12 protein-coding genes are annotated in these 17,987 nt (G+C 65.2%); 4 read left to right on the plus strand and 8 right to left on the minus strand.

The window, feature by feature from the left end; genetic code table 11:
• Nucleotides 1-22 precede the first annotated feature (22 nt).
• Complete coding sequence (gene hslO / locus AC0L58_RS03205; protein ID WP_473686621.1) at nucleotides 23-922, plus strand: Hsp33 family molecular chaperone HslO; 900 nt, start codon at nucleotides 23-25, stop codon at nucleotides 920-922.
• Between the two features lie 12 nt (nucleotides 923-934).
• Here hslO and AC0L58_RS03210 read toward each other — a convergent pair whose 3' ends face one another.
• A complete protein-coding gene (locus AC0L58_RS03210; RefSeq protein ID WP_473686623.1) occupies nucleotides 935-3,838 on the minus strand; it encodes a bifunctional diguanylate cyclase/phosphodiesterase in 2,904 nt (967 codons plus the stop codon).
• A 264-nt stretch (nucleotides 3,839-4,102) separates the two neighbouring features.
• Here AC0L58_RS03210 and AC0L58_RS03215 point away from each other — a divergent pair, with 264 nt between their 5' ends.
• Nucleotides 4,103-5,014, plus strand: a complete 912-nt coding sequence (locus AC0L58_RS03215; protein ID WP_473686625.1) for a hypothetical protein — start codon at nucleotides 4,103-4,105, stop codon at nucleotides 5,012-5,014.
• Nucleotides 5,015-5,132: 118 nt separating this feature from the next.
• On the opposite strand, the gene AC0L58_RS03220 is transcribed toward AC0L58_RS03215, so the two are convergent.
• The 5 genes from AC0L58_RS03220 to AC0L58_RS03240 all read right to left on the minus strand — a co-directional run bounded on the left by AC0L58_RS03220 (nucleotide 5,133) and on the right by AC0L58_RS03240 (nucleotide 9,647).
• Nucleotides 5,133-6,035: a DUF4097 family beta strand repeat-containing protein gene (locus AC0L58_RS03220; protein ID WP_473686627.1), complete on the minus strand. Its 903-nt coding sequence runs from the start codon at nucleotides 6,033-6,035 to the stop codon at nucleotides 5,133-5,135.
• A gap of 17 nt (nucleotides 6,036-6,052) precedes the next feature.
• A complete protein-coding gene (locus AC0L58_RS03225) occupies nucleotides 6,053-6,487 on the minus strand; it encodes a hypothetical protein (protein WP_473686629.1) in 435 nt (144 codons plus the stop codon).
• Entirely contained in the window at nucleotides 6,484-7,029 is a 546-nt protein-coding gene (locus AC0L58_RS03230) for an RNA polymerase sigma factor (RefSeq protein ID WP_473686631.1), read from the minus strand. Before AC0L58_RS03230 ends, AC0L58_RS03225 begins: the two co-directional genes overlap by 4 nt.
• A gap of 127 nt (nucleotides 7,030-7,156) precedes the next feature.
• Nucleotides 7,157-8,944: a phosphoenolpyruvate carboxykinase (GTP) gene (locus AC0L58_RS03235; RefSeq protein WP_473686633.1), complete on the minus strand. Its 1,788-nt coding sequence runs from the start codon at nucleotides 8,942-8,944 to the stop codon at nucleotides 7,157-7,159.
• Between the two features lie 124 nt (nucleotides 8,945-9,068).
• Entirely contained in the window at nucleotides 9,069-9,647 is a 579-nt protein-coding gene (locus AC0L58_RS03240) for a TetR/AcrR family transcriptional regulator (RefSeq protein WP_473686634.1), read from the minus strand.
• A gap of 126 nt (nucleotides 9,648-9,773) precedes the next feature.
• On the opposite strand from AC0L58_RS03240, the gene AC0L58_RS03245 reads away from it, so the two are divergent.
• On the plus strand, nucleotides 9,774-10,673 hold the full coding sequence (locus tag AC0L58_RS03245; protein WP_473686636.1) for an alpha/beta fold hydrolase: 900 nt from the start codon (nucleotides 9,774-9,776) through the stop codon (nucleotides 10,671-10,673).
• Nucleotides 10,674-10,686: 13 nt separating this feature from the next.
• Nucleotides 10,687-13,146, plus strand: coding sequence for an acyl-CoA dehydrogenase (locus AC0L58_RS03250; RefSeq protein WP_473686638.1), 2,460 nt, complete (start codon nucleotides 10,687-10,689; stop codon nucleotides 13,144-13,146).
• A 24-nt stretch (nucleotides 13,147-13,170) separates the two neighbouring features.
• Here the strand turns inward: AC0L58_RS03250 and AC0L58_RS03255 are convergent, their stop codons facing one another.
• Together AC0L58_RS03255 and AC0L58_RS03260 are read right to left on the minus strand one after the other, a co-directional pair.
• Nucleotides 13,171-14,166 carry a diguanylate cyclase domain-containing protein gene (locus AC0L58_RS03255; RefSeq protein WP_473686640.1) on the minus strand — a complete coding sequence of 332 codons (996 nt, stop codon included), beginning with the start codon at nucleotides 14,164-14,166 and terminating at the stop codon, nucleotides 13,171-13,173.
• 153 nt (nucleotides 14,167-14,319) lie between these two features.
• The gene (locus tag AC0L58_RS03260; RefSeq protein ID WP_473686642.1) at nucleotides 14,320-17,973 is read right to left on the minus strand and encodes a response regulator; all 3,654 of its coding nucleotides are present in this window, start codon (nucleotides 17,971-17,973) and stop codon (nucleotides 14,320-14,322) included.
• Nucleotides 17,974-17,987 lie beyond the last annotated feature (14 nt).

Here is a 17,987-nt window from a genome sequence, read left to right on the forward strand (position 1 = left end):
TGGCTTTTGACGGGACCCCGCTGTGCAAAACCCCTCCCACGATGATGTTCTGCTTCGATTCCTGCTGCCGGGTGCCGGCGTGCGCGGCACCCTGGTGCGACTCGGTGCGTGCTGGCGTGAAGTGGCCGGTCGCGCCGACTATCCGGCGGCGCTGCGGGCGACGCTGGGCGAAGCTCTGGCGGCCAGCGCGTTGTTGACCGGCAACATCAAGCTCGATGGCGCGCTGTCGATCGAACTGAAGAGCGCCTCGGCGCTGCGCCTGCTGTTTGCCGAATGCAACGACCAGGGCCACCTGCGTGGACTGGCCCGCTGGCAGGCGCCGCTACCCGAGCCGTTGGCGCTGGACGAGCTGGCTGATGCGGTGATGGCGATCACGCTGGGCAATGTCGATCGCGGACAGCGTTACCAGGGCCTGGTGCAATTGAGCCATGCCGGACTGGCCGAGTCGCTGGAGGGCTATTTCATCCAGTCCGAGCAGTTGCCGGCGCGAATCCTGCTGGCGGCGGATGCGCAGCAGGCCGTGGGGCTGATGCTGCAGAAGATGCCCGACGAGGGCGGCCACGACGTCACGGCGGACGAGGATGCCTGGAATCGCGTCGTGCACCTGACTGCCACGCTGGGCGCGCAGGAGCTGCTCGACACGCCGGCGGAGTCGTTGCTGTACCGGCTTTACCACGAGGAGTCCGTGCGTTTGCTGGATACGCGTCCGCTGGCGTTCGGCTGCAGCTGCAGTCGTGCACGCGTGGCGGCGATGCTGCGCTCGCTCGGTCGCGACGAGGTGGAGGCGACGCTGGCGGCCCGTGATGACGAGATCGAGGTGGTCTGCGAGTTCTGTGCGCAGCGCTACACGTTTGACCGCATCGACGCCGAGCACTTGCTCAGTGAGGGTGCGGCACCTGGTGCACCGGACACCACGCAGTGATTTTCCGAGGCTTCAGGCCAGCAGCAAGGGCTTGTCGGCATTGAGCCAGGTGCTGGCCGGTTGCGGCGTGGCGAACAGGAAGCCTTGGCCGTAACGGCAGCCCACGCGAAGCAGGGCCTGGCGCTGGGATTCTTCCTCGATCCCCTCGGCGATCACCTTCATGTGCAGTGAATCGGCCAGTACCTGGATCGCGCGCACCAGGGCCAGGCCCTGGGTGTCGCTGTCGTCCGCAGGAAGTTCGATGATGAACGAACGGTCGATCTTCAGGCTTTCGAACGGATATTGGTGCAGGTAGCTGAGCGAGGAGTAGCCGGTGCCGAAGTCGTCCAGCGCGATGCCGACACCCTGGCTTTGCAGGTTCTTCAGCATCCGCTTCACCTGGGTCGGATTCTCCAGCAGGGCGTGCTCGGTAACCTCGATGCGGATGCACCGGGTAGGCACGGCATACTGGTCGAACAGGGCAAGCAGACGCTGGTCCAGATCGATCGAACGGAAATGCCGGCCGGAGACATTGATGCTGATGAAGCCATCGGTGCCGATCAGGCGCACGGCCTGGACGCACACCTGTTCGAAGATCTGCCAGTCGATGGCCTCGGCGCAGCCGCATTCCTCGGCGATCAGCAGGAAGTCGTGGGGTGGCAGCAAGCCGCGTTCGGGATGGTGCCAGCGCAGCAGCGCCTCGTAGCCGACCACGCGCCCGTCAGCCAGCTCGACGATCGGCTGGTAGTACGGTTCGAACTCGTTGCGACTCAGCGCATGGCGCAGGTCGCTCTCCATGTCCAGCAACGACAGCGCTTCGCGGCGCAGGCGGTCGTCGAACATCGCGGCGCGATGACGACCGCCGTCCTTGGCGTTGTACATCGCCGCATCGGCGTCGCGCAGCAGTTCTTCCGGCTGGCGGTAATGCGGTGCCGACAAGGCGATGCCGATCGACGCCGAGGTGAAGATCTCCTTGGTACCCAGCCGGAACGGCGTCTGCAGTTCGCTGATGATGCGCTCGGCAATCAGCGATGCCTTGCCGGTATGGGTGATGCCCTCCAGCAGCACGGCGAATTCGTCGCCGCCGAGGCGCGCGACCACGTCGCGGGTCTTCAGGCACGCGCGGATGCGTCCGCCGACCTGGAACAGCAAGTCATCGCCGACCAGGTGGCCGACCGAATCGTTGATGACCTTGAACCGGTCCAGGTCGATGAACAGCACGGCGAACTGCTGCTCGGGATTCCCGGCGTAGCGCTGCATCGCCTGGTCCAGCCGCTGCAGCAACAGGGTGCGGTTGGGCAGGCCGGTCAGCGAATCGTGCAGGGTTTCGTATTTCAGCCGGCGCTCCACGCGCTCGCGTTCGGCGATCTGTTCGCGCAGGTCGCGATTGGCCAGCGCCAGCGCGCGCGTGCGCTCGGTCACGCGGCGCTCCAGGCTTGCGTTGGCCTGCTTCAGCGAGGTGGCCGTCTGCTTGCGCTGCAGCGCATTGGCGATGTGGTAGCTGACGAAGGTCAGCAGCTCCTGATCGCGCTCGTTGTAGGTGTGATCCGGTGAGTAGCTTTGCACGGCAAGCACGCCCATCGCCCGACCATTCCAGATCAGGGGCACACCCAGCCAGCACACCGAGCGCGTGCCGAAATGAGTGATTTCGCCTTTCGCGTGCAGGTCCTCGATCGCCTCCGGTGTGGCCAGCAGCGGCTTGGCGTGGCGCAACACGTATTCGGTGGCGCCGCGGCCATGCGCGCGCGCGGGGCGTACCCGGTCGACCTCGTCCACTGAATAAGGGAAGGTCAGCTGGTCGGTGTCCTCGTCCTGCAGCGCGATGTAGAAGTTGCGCGCGTACAGCAAGCCGCTGATCACCTGGTGCACGGCCGCGTAGAACTTGTCCGGGCTTTCGGAAGTGCTGGCCAGTTCGGCAATGCGGAACAATGCGGCCTGCAGGCGTTCGCCCCGCTGGCGTTGCAACACCTGTTGCCGCAGCACGCGATTGGCTTCGCGCAGTGCGGCAGTACGGTCGGTGACCCGGCGACTCAGCTCCAGGTGCGCCTCGCGCCGCTCCAGCGCGGTTTGCACATGCTGCGCCACGTAGTTGAGCAGCTCCATGTCGTTGCGCGAGTAATGCGTGTCAGGCCGGTAGCTCTGCACCACGATCCCGCCCACGACATGCCCCTCGCGCAGCATGGGGACCCCCAGCCAGTGCTCGCAACTGGGGCCGAACAGCTTGAAACGATCGCCCAGCTGCAGCCGCAGCTCGTCGATCGAACCGATCAGCGGCTGGCCGGTCTGCAGCAGGTTCCAGGTCAGGCTGTGCAGCCAGTCCTGCAGAGGCATCGGCTGGTTGAGTGCGGGGGTGTCGGGATCGGCGATGTCGACATAGAAGGGAAAGCGGATATGTTCGGTGGTGGCGTCATACAGGACGATGTAGAAATTCTCCGCGTACATCAGGCTGCTGACGATGGAATGCAGCGAGCGCATCATCTGCGGCATGTCGTGCTCGGCGCTTGCCTGGTCGGCAATGGCATACAGTGCGCGCTGCAACCGCTCGGCCAGCGCCAGCCGCGAGATCGCCTCGTACAAGCGGCTGGTCTCGGCCAGCTGCGCGAGGCGGATATCGACCAGGCGTCCGAGTCGCGCCAGCGACTCCCGCGCCGCGCCCGACAGCACCTTGTCCGTCGACCCGAGCGACAGCACGCGCGCGGATTGGGGATCTTCGGCCAGATCCAGCCAGGTTTCGGCCGTCTCGGAGGCGGGATCGTCCCGGTTTCGCCAGTGCAATCGTCCGTGGATACCGAATTCACGCAGCATGAACTCGCAGATTTCCACCACACTGGCCACGTCGGCGGCCTCGAACAATCGTTCGATGCCTCCGTTCACAGTCGCGAGATCCTTTGCCACGTGTGGCGGCTGGGAGGATCGGATCGTCGGTGTGGCGCTCATGCTGAGGATGGTGGATTCCGGGACAATTTGACGAATGAACGTCAAAAGGCATTTATACAGGGTCGATTGGCGATCTTGCCAGCCGGATCATAGCGGGAACCTGGACCGACCGAATGTGTCAAAGCTTGACACATGCCCACGAACAACTGTGCGCTGGTACGGGTTTTGAGCTGTTAGTAAAACGTAAAGCGCGCTACAATCACCCCGAACGCCTTTCCCGGGGGGAAGTCGTCCCATCTTGTATGGAGTGACCGGAAGAAGCTCATGCGTCGCCTGCCTGCCCTGTTGTCGATTCTGTTGTTGCCGCTCGCTGCGGCCGGGCAGACTGTGGGCAGCGATGCAGCGCAGGCCAGGCATCTGCTGGCGCAGCCGCAAGTGCAGTCGAATGGCGCGGCCTCGGCGACGAGCACGCCGCTGTGGCACGACGACAGCGGTCGCATGCTGATACTCAAGACCAGCCGCAGCCATGCGGTCAATCAGGGGTCGGCACTGGAGTCGCCGTTGCTGGTGCATCCCGGCCATGTCGGCAGCACCGTGGCAACCGGCTTGCAGTATGGCATCGGACCGCTGCAGGCGCATGCCGAAATCAGCCAGCGCTCGTGGCTCAACCAGGGTTTGAAGGTATACGGCAGCGAAGTGGGTGCCACCTACGATGCTGGTGATTACAGCGTCGGCGTGAGCGTCGGCTCGACCACGACGCCTCATCACAACGTGGTGCTGCCGCGCGTACTGCCCAATGTGGCGCCCGGGGTGGATGGCCTGTCCAGTTTCGACAGCAGCAACCAGCTCAGCGCCAAAGGCCGGTTGGCGCTTGGCAACAAGACCGGTATCGATCTCGGCGCCAGTTTCGGACGTGTCTATCTGCTGCCGGGCAACCTTCTCGGTGTCAGCGTGATGGATCAGAAGGCATTGAGCTTTGGTGTCGATCACGGTCCATTGAGCGGCATGTTGACCGGTCGGACCATGCAGCCGGAGGCGGGCATTCCGGGCAGCCTGTACACGGACCGGCGCTGGAACAGCATCGACTTGGGCGTGACCTGGCGCCTGCCGTGGCGCGGTTCGTTGAGTGTCGGTGCACAGAACCTGTGGTCGTCCGGGACACCGGCGAATACACCGGTCGGCCCGGAACCGGACCAGTCGCGCACGCCCTACGTGCAGTATCACCAGGATCTCTGACGCCAGCTCGGGTCCGTCACGCCCGGGGTTGCCCGAGTCTCGACGCCAACGCCAACGCCATCGCCAACGCGATGGCGTTTTGCTATCCGGGTCGTTGCCCCGTGGCGTCGGACCGGGCTCAGTCCTGCTTGCGCAGGCGCAGGTCGCCGCTGAAGGTCTCGATGTGGATCTTGCCGTCGCCTGCGCCCAGACGCGCGTCCAGCGAGCTGCCGGGGCCGCGCCTGGCCTGGGTGGGCGAACCAAAGTCGCTGTGCAGGTCGCCACTGAAGCTGCTGGCATGCAGCACGGCGGAAGTCGCTGCCGGCAACCGCCATTGAACATCGCCGCTCATGCTGTCGATGTCGGCGTCGCCGCCGCTGGTCAATCCACCGCTCAGTTGCACGTCGCCTGACACAGTGCTCAACGAGAATTTCTGCCACGGGCCGCCGCCGGCCTGGATGCGGCCGGAAATGGTCTGCAGCTTGACCTTGCTGCCCAGGGCCGGCGCCAGGATCTCGCCGCTCACGGTTTGCAGCGAGGCCTGCTCGGCGTGGCCGGAAAACTCGATGGCGCCGCTCACGCTGTCCACTTGCAGCGACGGGGTGCGCGCATGAATGCGAACGTTGCCGCTGATCGTATTGATCTCCACGGCGCCACCGGCAAGGCCGTCGATCACCAGCGGTGCGCTGATCACGTTCACATCCAGCGAGGCGCCACGCGGCACGTGCAGCTCCAGCGTGCTCGGCGCCATCTTGCTGCTACCGCCGAAATTGAACCAGCCGGAACTGCCACGCGACTCGACCTCGATCGACAGGTGGTCGTTGTCGCCGGTGATCTCCAGCGGTTTGGCGCCTTCGCCCAGTTCGCCGCTGACCTGTACCTCGTTGCGGTCCCAGGCGGTGACATTCACTGAGCCGGCGACGTTGCTGATGCTGATCTTCGCGTTGGCGCTGGCCGCGTGTTGCAGCTGGATCGGGGTGCCGGCCAATGCATGGCCGATGCCCAGGCAAAGCAGCAGCGGAAGGTAGCGGGTGATTTTCATGGTGATTCCCGTGGTTGTCAGCTGGCCCGGTCGGCCAGATGGCGCAGTTGCGTCTGTTGTCGTTCAGTACGATGGAGCAGGCGTTGCAGCGCGGCGGAGTCGGGCGCTTGCTGGATCGCCAGCTCCAGTTCCATGCGTGCGGCATCCAGCTCGATGGCGGCGCCTGCCAAGCGTGGATCGGCGGGCTTCCAGGTCGAGTTCGCCATCCGGTCGGCCTGCGCGGTCGGCGACTGCAGCATGTGCCAACCTGCGCCGCACGCCAGGACCAGCGAGGCCGCGAGTCCGGCACCCAGCATCCAGCGCCGCCGAGCAGGCGCGCGTACCGGGCTGGCGGGTTCGTCCGCGGCTACCGTGCTGTCCAGAGCAGCCTCGATCGCCGGCCAAAGGTCGCGATCCGGCATCCGCGGCTGGCGCAGGTCGCGCAGTTGCCGACGCCATTGGAATTCGTTCATGAGCGTTCTCCCAGTGTCTTGCGCAGCAGGCCGCGCGCACGGTGCAGTTGTGCCTTGGACGTGCCGGTGGCCATGCCCAGTTCGTCGGCGATGTCTTCATGTCGCCAGCCTTCGATGTCGTGCAGTACCAGCACGGCGCGGGCGCGCGGGGGCAGTTGGCCGATCGCCTGTTCGAGTTCCTCGCGTTCGGCGGCGCAGAACGGTGTTTCACCGAAATCGGGCAAGTGTTCCTCGTCCATCATGCGCACCGGATCGGCGCCACGGGCACGGATGTCCATCAAGGCCACATTGATCGCCAACCGGTAGAGCCACGTGCCGAAGGCGCTTTCGTGGCGGAACCCGGGCAACTTCTGCCAGGCGCGGATGAACGCCTCCTGGGTCAGGTCTTCGGCGCGGGCGTGGTCATAGCCGGCGAGCCGGTGCAGCGCTCCGTACACCCGGCCTGCGTGCAACACGTACAGTCGCTGGAACGCGTGCCGGTCGCCGGCGGCCGCGGCGCGCACGTCGTCGTGGTCATGCGCGGCTGTCGTGACAGGCGGCATCGGGGTTCCGGAGACAGGGCAGGCGGCAGTCATCTTGCCAGCTTGGATGCGGCATCGCCCGAAAGGGTTTGAAACCGGGCCCGCAGCGGCATGGGCAGGTCAGCCTGACCTGCCCATGCCGCGAGTTTCAGAACGCGGAGGCGGCACGCGGCGGCGACTGGATCGCGTCATCGCGCAGCGCCCGGGCGACGCGCTGCTGTTCCTTGCGCAGGCGTTCGGGCAGCCGTGGGGCGAAGCTTTGCAGATACTCGCCGATGGCATCGAGTTCCGCCTGCCAGCCGGCAAAGTCCACGGCGAGCAGCTCGTCGAGACTGGCGCGATCAAGCTTGAGACCGTCCAGCTTCAGCTCGCTGGCAGCGGGCAGGATGCCGATGGGCGTTTCCACGCCGCTGACGCGGCCTTCGGCTCGGTCGATCATCCACTCCAGCACGCGCAGGTTCTCGCCGAAGCCGGGCCACAGGAACTTGCCGTCGGCGCCCTTGCGGAACCAGTTGACGTGGAAGACCTTCGGCAGCTTCGCGCCGGGCTGGTCGAACGACAGCCAGTGCGCGAAGTAGTCGCCGTAGTGATAGCCGCAGAACGGTTTCATCGCCATCGAGTCACGGCGCAGCACGCCGACCGCACCGGTGGCGGCGGCGGTGGTTTCCGAGCCCATCGCCGCGCCCATCAGCACGCCGTGGTTCCAGTCGCGTGCTTCCATCACCAGCGGCAGCAGGGACGGCCGGCGGCCGCCGAACACGATGGCGCTGATCGGCACGCCCTGCGCGGCCTCCGCCTTTTCCGACCAGGTCGGGCACTGCCTTGCGCTGACCGTGAAGCGCGAGTTGGGGTGCGCAGCCGGGCCGTTGGCGGGGTCGTATGGACGTCCCTGCCAGTCGGTGACCGGCGTGCCGGGCAGGCCTTCCCACCAGGGCTGGTTGTCGGCGGTGACGGCGACGTTGGTGAAGATGGTGTCGTGCGAAATGCTCTTCAGCGCATTCGGGTTGGTGCTGTTGCTGGTGCCCGGCGCCACGCCGAAGAAACCGGCCTCCGGGTTGATCGCGTAAAGGCGTCCATCCTCACCGGGACGCATCCAGCAGATGTCGTCGCCGACGGTCCAGACCTTCCAGCCGGCCTGGCGGTAGCCTTCCGGCGGAATCAGCATGGCCAGGTTGGTCTTGCCGCAGGCGGAGGGGAAGGCGGCCGCGATGTAATGCGTTTCACCCTGGGGATTCTCGATCCCCACGATCAACATGTGCTCGGCCAGCCAGCCCTCGTTGCGGGCCTGGTTGCTGGCGATGCGCAAGGCGTGGCATTTCTTGCCCAGCAGCGCGTTGCCGCCGTAGCCGGAGCCGTAGGACTTGATCGACAGCTCGGCCGGGAAGTGCATGATCCAGCGGCGTTCGGGGTCGAGCTCGCCCTTGGAATGCAGGCCTTTGACGAAGAATCCCTCGCGCTCGATGCGCGCCAGTGCTGCGGCGCCCATGCGCGTCATGATCTTCATGTTGGCGACAACGTACGGGCTGTCGGTGATCTCCACGCCGCAGCGCGACAGCGGCGAATCGATCGGGCCCATGCAGTACGGGATCACGTACAGGGTGCGCCCTTCCATGCAGCCGTCGAACAGCGCATCGATCTTGGCGTGGGCCTCGGCCGGGTCCATCCAGTGGTTGTTGGGGCCGGCGTCCTCGCGCTTCGGGTGGCAGACCAGGGTGAGCTGCTCGACCCGCGCCACATCCTTCGGATCGGAGCGGTGCAGGTAGCAGCCCGGATGAGTTTGCTGGTTGAGCTCGATCAGGGTGCCGTCGGCCAGCATTTGCTGTACCAGTGACTGGTACTCGGCGTCCGTACCATCGCACCAGTGAATCTTCGCCGGGCGGGTCAATGCCGCCACCTGATCGACCCACTGCGTAAGCGCTTCCAGCTTGCTGCTCATCGTGTTCCTCGAAAGGTTTATTGAAAAAAGGAAGCGGCACGGTAGTTTGCGTGCACTGGTATTGCAAGGCACGTCGCAACAAAAACGGCGCCACCAGGCGCCGTTCGTTGATGTCCGGGGTGGCTCAGGCGGGCGTGAGCGTGGCGATCATGTGCTCGACGTAGGCATCGAACTCGTCGTGGTTGAGCCGCGGCAGCCCCAGCGTGAAGTTGAGTTGCAGGAAGCCGACATAGGCGGCGTAGGTCAGCCTGGCGCGGTTGAGCGCCTCCATCGGCGGCAGCCCCGCTTCACGATAGACGGTAGTGAGAAACTCCATGCGTCGCTGCGAGACGCGCGCCATGACCGGCACGACCTGGGGGTGATCGAGGGCCTTCAGCAGGGCGGCGTACACGCGATGAGCCTGCAGCTCGTGCGCCACGCGACGGAACAGCTCGGGCAGGCGCTGGCGCGGATCGGGCATCTGCTCGATCTGGCCGATGATCTCGCGCTCGCCGAATTGCTCCCAGCGCTCCAATGCGGCATTCAGAAGCGCTTCGCGGGTGCGGAAATGCCAATAGAAGCTGCCCTTGGTAACGCCGAGCTGACGCGCCAAGGCCTCGACGGCCAGCGCACCGACGCCGTGTTCGGCAATCAGTTCGAGGGCGGCAACTTCCCAATCCTCCGCCGACAGGCGGGTACGTTCCGGCTTGCTGCTCACATTCATGTGCGTATGGTAGCGATACGCCGTGCATTTTGTAATGTGGCCGGTCCGGGTCCCCGGAATCCAATGGCGGAATGCGCTGGCCACGACGGTTGACGGCAAGCGTCACGTCAATCCATACTCATCCGTATGGTAAACGGCAACCCTCCCAACGTGAGCGGCGAGCGATTTCGCGTCGCCGATCTGGACCTGGCGATACAAACCCGCAATCCAGGCGGCAACCCGTGCCTGTTGTTCGCGCATGGCTTCGGGCAGACGCGTGGTGCATGGAATGGCGCGGCGTCGTCGCTCGCGTCAGCAGGTTGCCGCTGCGTGAGCTTCGACGCGCGCGGCCACGGCGAAAGCGATTGGGTGGCACAGGGCGACTATCACATGGACCAGTTCGCCGACGACATGTTGCGACTGGCTGCCGTACAACCGCAGTTGCCGATCCTGGTGGGTGCGTCGATGGGTGGCTTGCTCGGCATGGTGATCGCCGGCGAAGTTCGCCCGGTACCGTTTCGCGCGCTGGTGCTGGTCGATATCACGCCGCGTTGGGAAACCGCCGGGGTCGAACGCATTCTCGGTTTCATGCAGGCGCATCCCGACGGTTTCGCCGATTACGCGGAGGCAGCGGACCAGATTGCCGCCTATCTGCCACAGCGGCGCGAACGCAAGAGCGAGCAGCAACTGCGCCCGTTGCTGCGCGAGGGTAGCGACGGCCGCTTGCGCTGGCACTGGGATCCGGCCTTGCTGGCCGGCGGCATGGTCGACGAGAGCGAGCGCTATCAGCCGCGACTGCTCGCCGCTGCCGCGAACATCGAGATTCCGGTGCTGCTGCTGTCCGGTGCCCGCAGCGACGTGGTGTCGCGCGCCACCGTCGACGAGTTCCTGCGCCTGGTGCCGCACGCACGGCATGTCGAATTGCCGCAGGCCACGCACATGCTGGCCGGCGACGCCAACGATGCATTTACGCGCGAAGTGATCCACTACGTGCAAAGCCTTGATTTCCCCGCGACGCCGCGACAAGCCGGCGTCGTTCAACCGTGACGAGGTGTTTCAGATGTCCGTGATCCTGACCCTGCTGGCGGCGCTGATTGCCTCCGGTGCCTGTGCCTACCACCGCAGCAGCCTGCGAACCTGGGCGATCGTCACCATCACCACTACCCTGGTGGTCGGTCTGCTGGCGGGTGCGCCGGTGACCATGGTGATCCTGCTGATCATCGAGTTGCTGATCGCGGTGCCTTTGCTGCTGGTGGATTTCCGCCGGCACCAGATCAGCGCGCCGCTGCTGAAGCTGTTCGCCAAGGTCACGCCCAAACTCTCCGAGACCGAGCAGACGGCGCTGGAGGCCGGCACGGTCGGTTTCGAGGGCGAGCTGTTTTCCGGCAAGCCGGACTGGCACGAGCTGTTGAAGCAGCCGAAGCCGGAACTGAGCGTGGAAGAGCAGGCCTTCCTCGATGGTCCGGTCGAAGAACTCTGCGCCATGATCGACGACTGGCAGATCACCCATGAGCTGGCCGATCTGCCGCCGGACGTGTGGGAGTTCATCAAGAAGAACAAGTTCTTCGGCATGATCATTCCGAAAAAATACGGTGGCCTGCAATTCTCCGCGCTGGCGCATTCGGCGGTGCTGCAGAAGCTGTCCACGATGTCGGCTACCGTCTCCTCCACCGTGGCCGTGCCGAACTCGCTCGGGCCAGCCGAATTGCTGCTGCATTACGGCAGCGACGAGCAGAAGGACTATTACCTGCCCAAGCTGGCGGTGGGCGAGGAGATTCCCTGTTTTGCGCTGACCGGGCCCTACGCGGGCTCCGATGCCACCTCGATTCCCGACATCGGCATCGTATGCAAGCAGATGGTCGACGGCGTCGAGACGCTGGGCCTCAAGCTCACCTTCGACAAGCGCTACATCACGCTGGCCCCGGTCGCCACGGTGGTCGGGCTGGCCTTCCGCATGTACGACCCGGAGCACCTGCTGGGCGACGTGGAGGATCTCGGCATCACCCTGGCGCTGCTGCCGCGCTCGACGCCCGGCATGGAAATCGGTCGCCGCCACTTCCCGTTGAACATCCCGTTCCAGAACGGTCCGGTGCATGGCAAGGACGTGTTCGCGCCGCTGTCGGTGCTGATTGGCGGGCCGAAGATGGCCGGCCACGGCTGGCGCATGCTGGTGGAAGTGTTGTCGGTCGGCCGCGCGATCTCGCTGCCGTCCAATGCCACCGGCGCGATGCGCGCCTCGGCGCTGGCAACCGGCACTTACGCGCGCATGCGCAAGCAGTTCGGCCTGGCCGTGGCCCGTTTCGAAGGCGTCGAGGAAGCGCTGGCGCGCATCGGTGGCCTGGCCTACGCCACTACCGCGCTGTCGCGCGCCACGGCGGCGGCGGTCGACCGCGGCGAGAAACCGGCGGTCACCTCGGCGATCGCCAAATACCACGCCACCAACTGGGCGCGGCAAGTGGCCAGCGACACGATGGACGTGCACGGCGGCAAGGCGGTGCAACTGGGCCCGAAAAATTACGCCGCGCGTGGCTGGTCCAGCGTGCCGATCGCGATCACGGTGGAAGGCGCGAACATCATGACGCGCAGCCTGATGATCTTCGGCCAGGGCGCGATTCGCTGCCATCCCTACGTGCTGAAGGAAATGCAGACGCTGGCGATCACCGATCGCAGCGAACAGCTGAAGACCTTCGACCGCCTGCTATTCAGCCACATCGGCTTTGGCATCTCCAACGCGGTGCGCAGCTTCGCGATCAGCCTCACCGGATCGGGCATCGGCGAGAGCGCCGGCGACGCCTATACCCGCCGCTACTACCGCAAACTCGATCGCTATTCCGCCTCGCTGGCGTTGTGCGCCGACGTGTTCATGGGCGTGCTGGGCGGCAAGCTGAAGTTCAAGGAGAAACTGTCCGCGCGGCTGGGTGACGTGCTCAGCTATCTGTACATCGCCAGCAGCATGCTCAAGCAGTACGAGGACAATGGCCGCCCCGAGGCGGATCGTCCGTTCCTGGCCTGGGGTTTCCACGAGTGCATGTGGTTGACCCAGAACGCGCTGGACGGCGCGATCCGCAACTTCCCGGTACGCCCGGTGGCGTGGTTGCTGCGCGTACTGGTGTTCCCGCTGGGTCGTCGCGAGGTACCGCCGTCGGATCGCCTGGGTCGCCGCGTCGCCGCCTTGCTCACCGCGCCGAACGAAGCGCGCGACAGGCTGGTCGAATGGGTGTATCGCACGCCCACGCCGAACAACGCCGTGGGTCGCATGAACGCCTTGCTGCCGGAGGTGATCGCTGCCGAGCCGGTCGACCGCAAGTTCGGCAAGGCGCTCAAGGCGGGCCAGTTCAAGTCGCACGACTACATGGACCAACTGGCCGAGGCCGAGCAGGCCGGCGTGCTCGACGCCAGTGAGGCCGCGCTGCTCAGGCGCGTGCGCGAGGGTGTGTTCGAGTTCATCTCGGTGGATGATTTCGAGACCGACGAGATGCGTGCGTTCAAGGTGCGCCCGGCCAATTCCGCCGAGTCGTAATCCGCGCAGACGGCGCCGGCCGACTCAGTCCGGCGCCAGCACGCAGCGGTTCTTGCCAGTTCGCTTGGCCTTGTACATGGCGTCATCGGCGGCATGCATGAGCCCTTCAGCGGCATCGGCATGCTTGTTCGGCACGAACGGGGCGATGCCGGTGCTGGCGCCGACCCGTACCTCGACGGGCTCGTTGTCGACGACAAGGACATAAGGTTCGCCGAGCGAGGCGCCCAGCTTCTCGCACAACTTCAGCGCCATCTGCGGGCTGTCGATTTCCTCCAGCACCAGCGCGAACTCGTCGCCACCCAGGCGGGCGACGGTATCGTTGGCGCGCAGGTGCGAGGACAACCGCCTGGCGATTTCCTGCAGCAGCGCGTCGCCGGTGGCATGACCGTGCTGGTCGTTGACGGCCTTGAAGCCATCGATGTCGATATAGGCCAGCGCGAAGCGATTCTGGTGCCGACTTGCGCGCTGGATGGCGCCACGCAGGCGGTCGTGAAACAGCGTGCGGTTCGGCAGGCCGGTCAGCGGGTCGTGGGTGGCCTGATGGCGCACCAGCGCCTCCACCCGCTTGCGCTCGTCGATTTCGTGCGTCAGTTGCTGGTTGCGCTCGGCCAGGTCGGCCAGCGCCTGCTGCAGCTTGGCGCGTGCCGCATACAGCTCCAGAAACACCTTGACCTTGGACTGCAGGATCACGTCGTTGATCGGCTTGGCGATGTAATCCACCGCACCGGAGCGGTAGCCCTTGAGCTGGTTGATGTCGTCGGCGTGGGCGGCGGTGACGAAGATGATGGGTGTGTCGCGCAGGTGTTCCGTTTCACCGAGCAGACTGGCCACCTCGAATCCGTCCATGTCGGGCATCTGCACGTCGAGCAGGATTAGCGCGAAATCGTGGTCCAGGCACAGCGCCAGCGCCCGGTTGCCGCTACTGGCCTCGAACAGTTGAGCGCCGCTGCGGGCAAGCAGACGGCGCATCGCCACCAGGTTGGCGGGCGTATCGTCGACAATGAGGATCTTCGGTTCCACCGTCAGCCTTGTCTCCGCGCGACTCAAGGTTTCAGCACGTCACCTTAGCGCTTGCCGACTCTCGCTGACCTGAACGGAGGCGTGGCCCGCCACCGAAGACGTGTCCGTGCAGCGGCAGCCGATGTTGATGAGGCCTGGTGGATGGGGCCGGAATCACGCCGTCGGCGCCAGCCAGGCCTGGATCGTCGCGGCCAGCTTGTCGATATCGATCGGCTTTGACAGATAGTCGTTGGCACCCTTGTCCAGGCACACTTCGCGATCTCCCGCCATCGCCTTGGCGGTGATGGCGATGATCGGCAGCGTGGCGAAACGGGGTTTTTCGCGTATGGCGTGGATCGTCGCGTAGCCGTCCATGCCCGGCATCATGATGTCCATCAACACCACGTCGGGCGCTGGCTCGGTTTCCAGGGCGCCGAGCGCCTTGGGGCCGTCCTGCGCCATGCTGACGTGCATGCCCCAGCCGCGCAGTACCTTGGACAAGGCGAACAGGTTGCGCATGTCGTCATCCACCAGCAACACGCGGTGCCCCGCCAGCGCCTCGATGGACGGACGGCTCGGTTCGACCGTCGCGGGCGCGTGGATGTCACGCAGGAAGCGGCCGACTTCCTCCAGCAGCTGCCCGGTGGATCGGGCTCCCTTGGCCACGATGGCTTCGGCATAGCGCTGCAATTCCCGCCTCTCCTGCTCGCTCAGGTCACGGCCCGAATACACCACGACCGGTGGCGTCGCGTTCGGGGTGGAGCCCAGCTGCTGCAACAGCTCCAGGCCGGACAAGCCGGGCAGGCCCAGGTCGAGCACGATGCAGTCGTAATGCGTGGCGGCGATTTTCGGCAAGGCCTCTTCTGCGCTTTCCGCTTCGTCGATGCCTACGTGATCCGCCTTCAGCGCGAAGCGCACCGCCTTGCGCGAATCGGCATCGTCGTCGACCACCAGAACGTGTCGCTGCGTGCCCTCGTCGAGCGACAACAGGCGATCCAGTGCGGCGGCGATCGATTCGCGACTGACCGGCTTGGTCAGAAAGCCGACGGCGCCCCGCTCCACGCTTTGACTACTGTCGTCACTGACGGAGACGAAGTGGACCGGAATCGAGCGGGTGGCCTCGTCGGCCTTGAGCCGGTCCAGCACCGTCCAGCCGTCCATCACAGGCAGCCCGACATCGAGCAGGATGCCGTTGGGGCGATGGATACGCGCCAGTTGCAGCCCGGATTCTCCATCCATCGCGGCCAGCGCGCGATAGCCGCGGCGGTGGATCATGTCCAGCAGGATGCGCACGAAGGCGGGGTCGTCCTCGATCACCAGGATGGTTACCTGGCCCGCCTGCAGTGAATCACGATCGTCCGGAATGGGGAGCTCCACCAGATGTGGCGACGGCTGCGGCCGGGCGCTTTCGCTGGCGTCGTGCTCGAGCCGTGCTGCGCGCGGACCCTGACTGGGCGGAGCTTCCGGCAGCAGCAGGGTGAAACGACTGCCGCGACCGGGTTCGCTTTGCAGCACCACGTCGCCGCCCAGCAGCTGCGCCATCCGCCGCGAAAGCGCAAGACCCAGGCCGGTGCCGCCAAACTGGCGGCTGGTGCTGGCGTCAGCCTGCTCGAAGGCGCTGAAGATGCGACCGAGCTTGTCTTCGGGGATGCCGATGCCGGTATCGGCCACGGTCAGCGCCAGCACGCGCCGGCCGGACAGTTCCGCGGGAAGCTCGAGATCGTCCGGTGGTCGCCCGATGTGGACTGTCACCGAGCCACGCGCAGTGAATTTGAACGCATTGCTGAGCAGGTTGTTGGCGATCTGCTCCAGCTTGCCGCTGTCGGTGGCGAGCACCGCGGGCAGGCCGGGATCGATCGACACGCTGAAATCCAGCTTCTTGTCGACGGCAACATGGGCAAACGTGCGCTGCAGCCGCTTGCCGAGATCGGCGATGGTCAAATCCGCGATCACCAGCTCCATCTTGCCCGCCTCGACCTTGGACAGATCGAGGATGTCGTTGATCAGGTGCAGCAGACTGTTGCCGGCGTCGTGAATGATACGTGCCGACTCGATTTGTTCCTCGTCGAGGTTGCCGGTTTCATTCTCCGCAAGGCTGCGCGAAAGGATCAACAGGCTGTTCAGTGGCGTGCGCAGTTCGTGCGACATGTTGGCCAGGAATTCGGACTTGTACTGGCTGGCACGGGCCAGTTCGGCGGCCTTGTCGGCAGTTTCCTGTTGAAGATCCTCGAGCACGTAACGCTGCCGATTGAGGCTGTCGGTCATCTCGCGCAGCTCTTCGTTGGACGAACGCAGCTCTTCGGCTTGCTCGCGCAGTTCGTCTTCCGAGGCGATCAGTTTGCGCGACTGCTCTTCAAGCTCGGTGGTCTTGGTCTGCAGGGTTTCGTTGCGGTCGCGCAATACTTCCTTCTGCTGGCGCATCACCAGCTCGGAGACGCGCAGCTCGTCTGCCTGCTCCTTCGTCTGCGCCAGCAGTCCCTGTGTGTGCACGGCCTGGTTGAGGTTTTCCAGGGTCAGCGCGACCAGCGGCAGCAGTTCGTCCAGCAGCTTCCGCTGCAATGACGTCAGCGGGGCGAGGCTGGCCAGTTCGAGTACGCCGATCAGCGTGTCGCGATAGAGCACCGGCAGGATCGCGATATGGCGGGGCAACGCATCGAGGCTGCCGGAATCGATGCGCAGGTAGTCCGTCGGCACGTCTTCCAGGAACACGGGCTTGTGGTCCACCGCGCACTGACCGACCAGACCCTCGCCCGGCATGTAGTGCTCGGCCGAGCGGTTGCTGAGGCGAAGGCCGTAGCTGCCGAGCAGATCCAGTCGCTGGCTTGCATCGTCGAATGCGTAGAACAGCCCGATGCCCGCACCGCAAAGGGGCACCAGCTCATTGATCAACCATTGTGCGAACTCGCGGTGTGTGGTGGCCTGAAGCAGCACGCGCGAAATATCCGATACAGTGGAGCGCACCCAGCTCTGCGCCTCGCTGTCCAGCGACATCTGCTTGAATACCTGCAGCGCCCGCGCGATCTCGCCGACTTCGTCGAGCCGGTTCAATCGGTGGATGTCGAAATCGTGATCGTGGTTGGCCAGCCGGGTCATCTTGTCGGTGAGACGTCGCAGCGGACGCACCACGAGTTGCGTGGTCAGGCGTATCACGGCAAGGGCGAGCAGGATGCCCAGCACGATGGCCACCGCATTGATGATCTTGACCCGATCGAGGTTCTGGTCCAGCGCCTGGTTGCGTTCCGCCAGCAGCCGGTCTTCCTCGGCCGCCATTTGATTCAGCGTGGCTTCCAGATCGCGGACGCGCACGGTGCGATGCTGGATGTAGTTGGCCTGGACTCGCAGTCGCTCCGCACCGGTTGCCGGATCGGCGGGGTCCAGTCGCTGCATCGGGCGGATGCCGCGCTCCAGTACCTCGTTCTGCAACTGCGCGGCAAGTGATTCGATGGTGTCCAGCCGTGCCTGCTGCAACGGATTGTCGGACACCAGTTTGCGCAGATCGCCGATACGACGTTCAAGATCGTGTCCGGATTGCGTGAACCGTTCAAGTTCGCTTGCGGACGGAGTGAGCAGGAAGCCGCGTGCGGCGACCTGACGGGTCTGTGCCGCGCGCAGTACGTTGTCGATCTGCAGCAGCACGCGATAAGTGTGGATGGACCATTTCCGGTTGGTTTCCTGCTGGCGCAGCGAACTCATGATGATGATGTTGGCGGTAAGGAAAAGGACCAGCAGCAAACCGACGGCCAGCATCACCTTGCGCTGCAAGGGCTGGTTGGCCAGCCACAGATTCCTCCTCGGAGGGGCGCTCGATTGTCGGTTGGTGGTGGCCATGGGGAAACCTGTGC

The sequence above is a fragment of the Rhodanobacter sp. G2-10 genome (assembly GCF_055809185.1).

Excerpts from the sequence above, each read along its gene's own strand:
- AC0L58_RS03210 (WP_473686623.1), bottom strand. The coding sequence starts at position 3,838 with ATGAGCGCCACACCGACGATCCGATCCTCCCAGCCGCCACACGTGGCA.
- AC0L58_RS03215 (WP_473686625.1), top strand. The coding sequence starts at position 4,103 with ATGCGTCGCCTGCCTGCCCTGTTGTCGATTCTGTTGTTGCCGCTCGCT.
- AC0L58_RS03220 (WP_473686627.1), bottom strand. The coding sequence starts at position 6,035 with ATGAAAATCACCCGCTACCTTCCGCTGCTGCTTTGCCTGGGCATCGGC.
- AC0L58_RS03225 (WP_473686629.1), bottom strand. The coding sequence starts at position 6,487 with ATGAACGAATTCCAATGGCGTCGGCAACTGCGCGACCTGCGCCAGCCG.
- AC0L58_RS03230 (WP_473686631.1), bottom strand. The coding sequence starts at position 7,029 with ATGCCGCCTGTCACGACAGCCGCGCATGACCACGACGACGTGCGCGCC.
- AC0L58_RS03235 (WP_473686633.1), bottom strand. The coding sequence starts at position 8,944 with ATGAGCAGCAAGCTGGAAGCGCTTACGCAGTGGGTCGATCAGGTGGCG.
- AC0L58_RS03240 (WP_473686634.1), bottom strand. The coding sequence starts at position 9,647 with ATGAATGTGAGCAGCAAGCCGGAACGTACCCGCCTGTCGGCGGAGGAT.
- AC0L58_RS03245 (WP_473686636.1), top strand. The coding sequence starts at position 9,774 with ATGGTAAACGGCAACCCTCCCAACGTGAGCGGCGAGCGATTTCGCGTC.
- AC0L58_RS03250 (WP_473686638.1), top strand. The coding sequence starts at position 10,687 with ATGTCCGTGATCCTGACCCTGCTGGCGGCGCTGATTGCCTCCGGTGCC.
- AC0L58_RS03260 (WP_473686642.1), bottom strand. The coding sequence starts at position 17,973 with ATGGCCACCACCAACCGACAATCGAGCGCCCCTCCGAGGAGGAATCTG.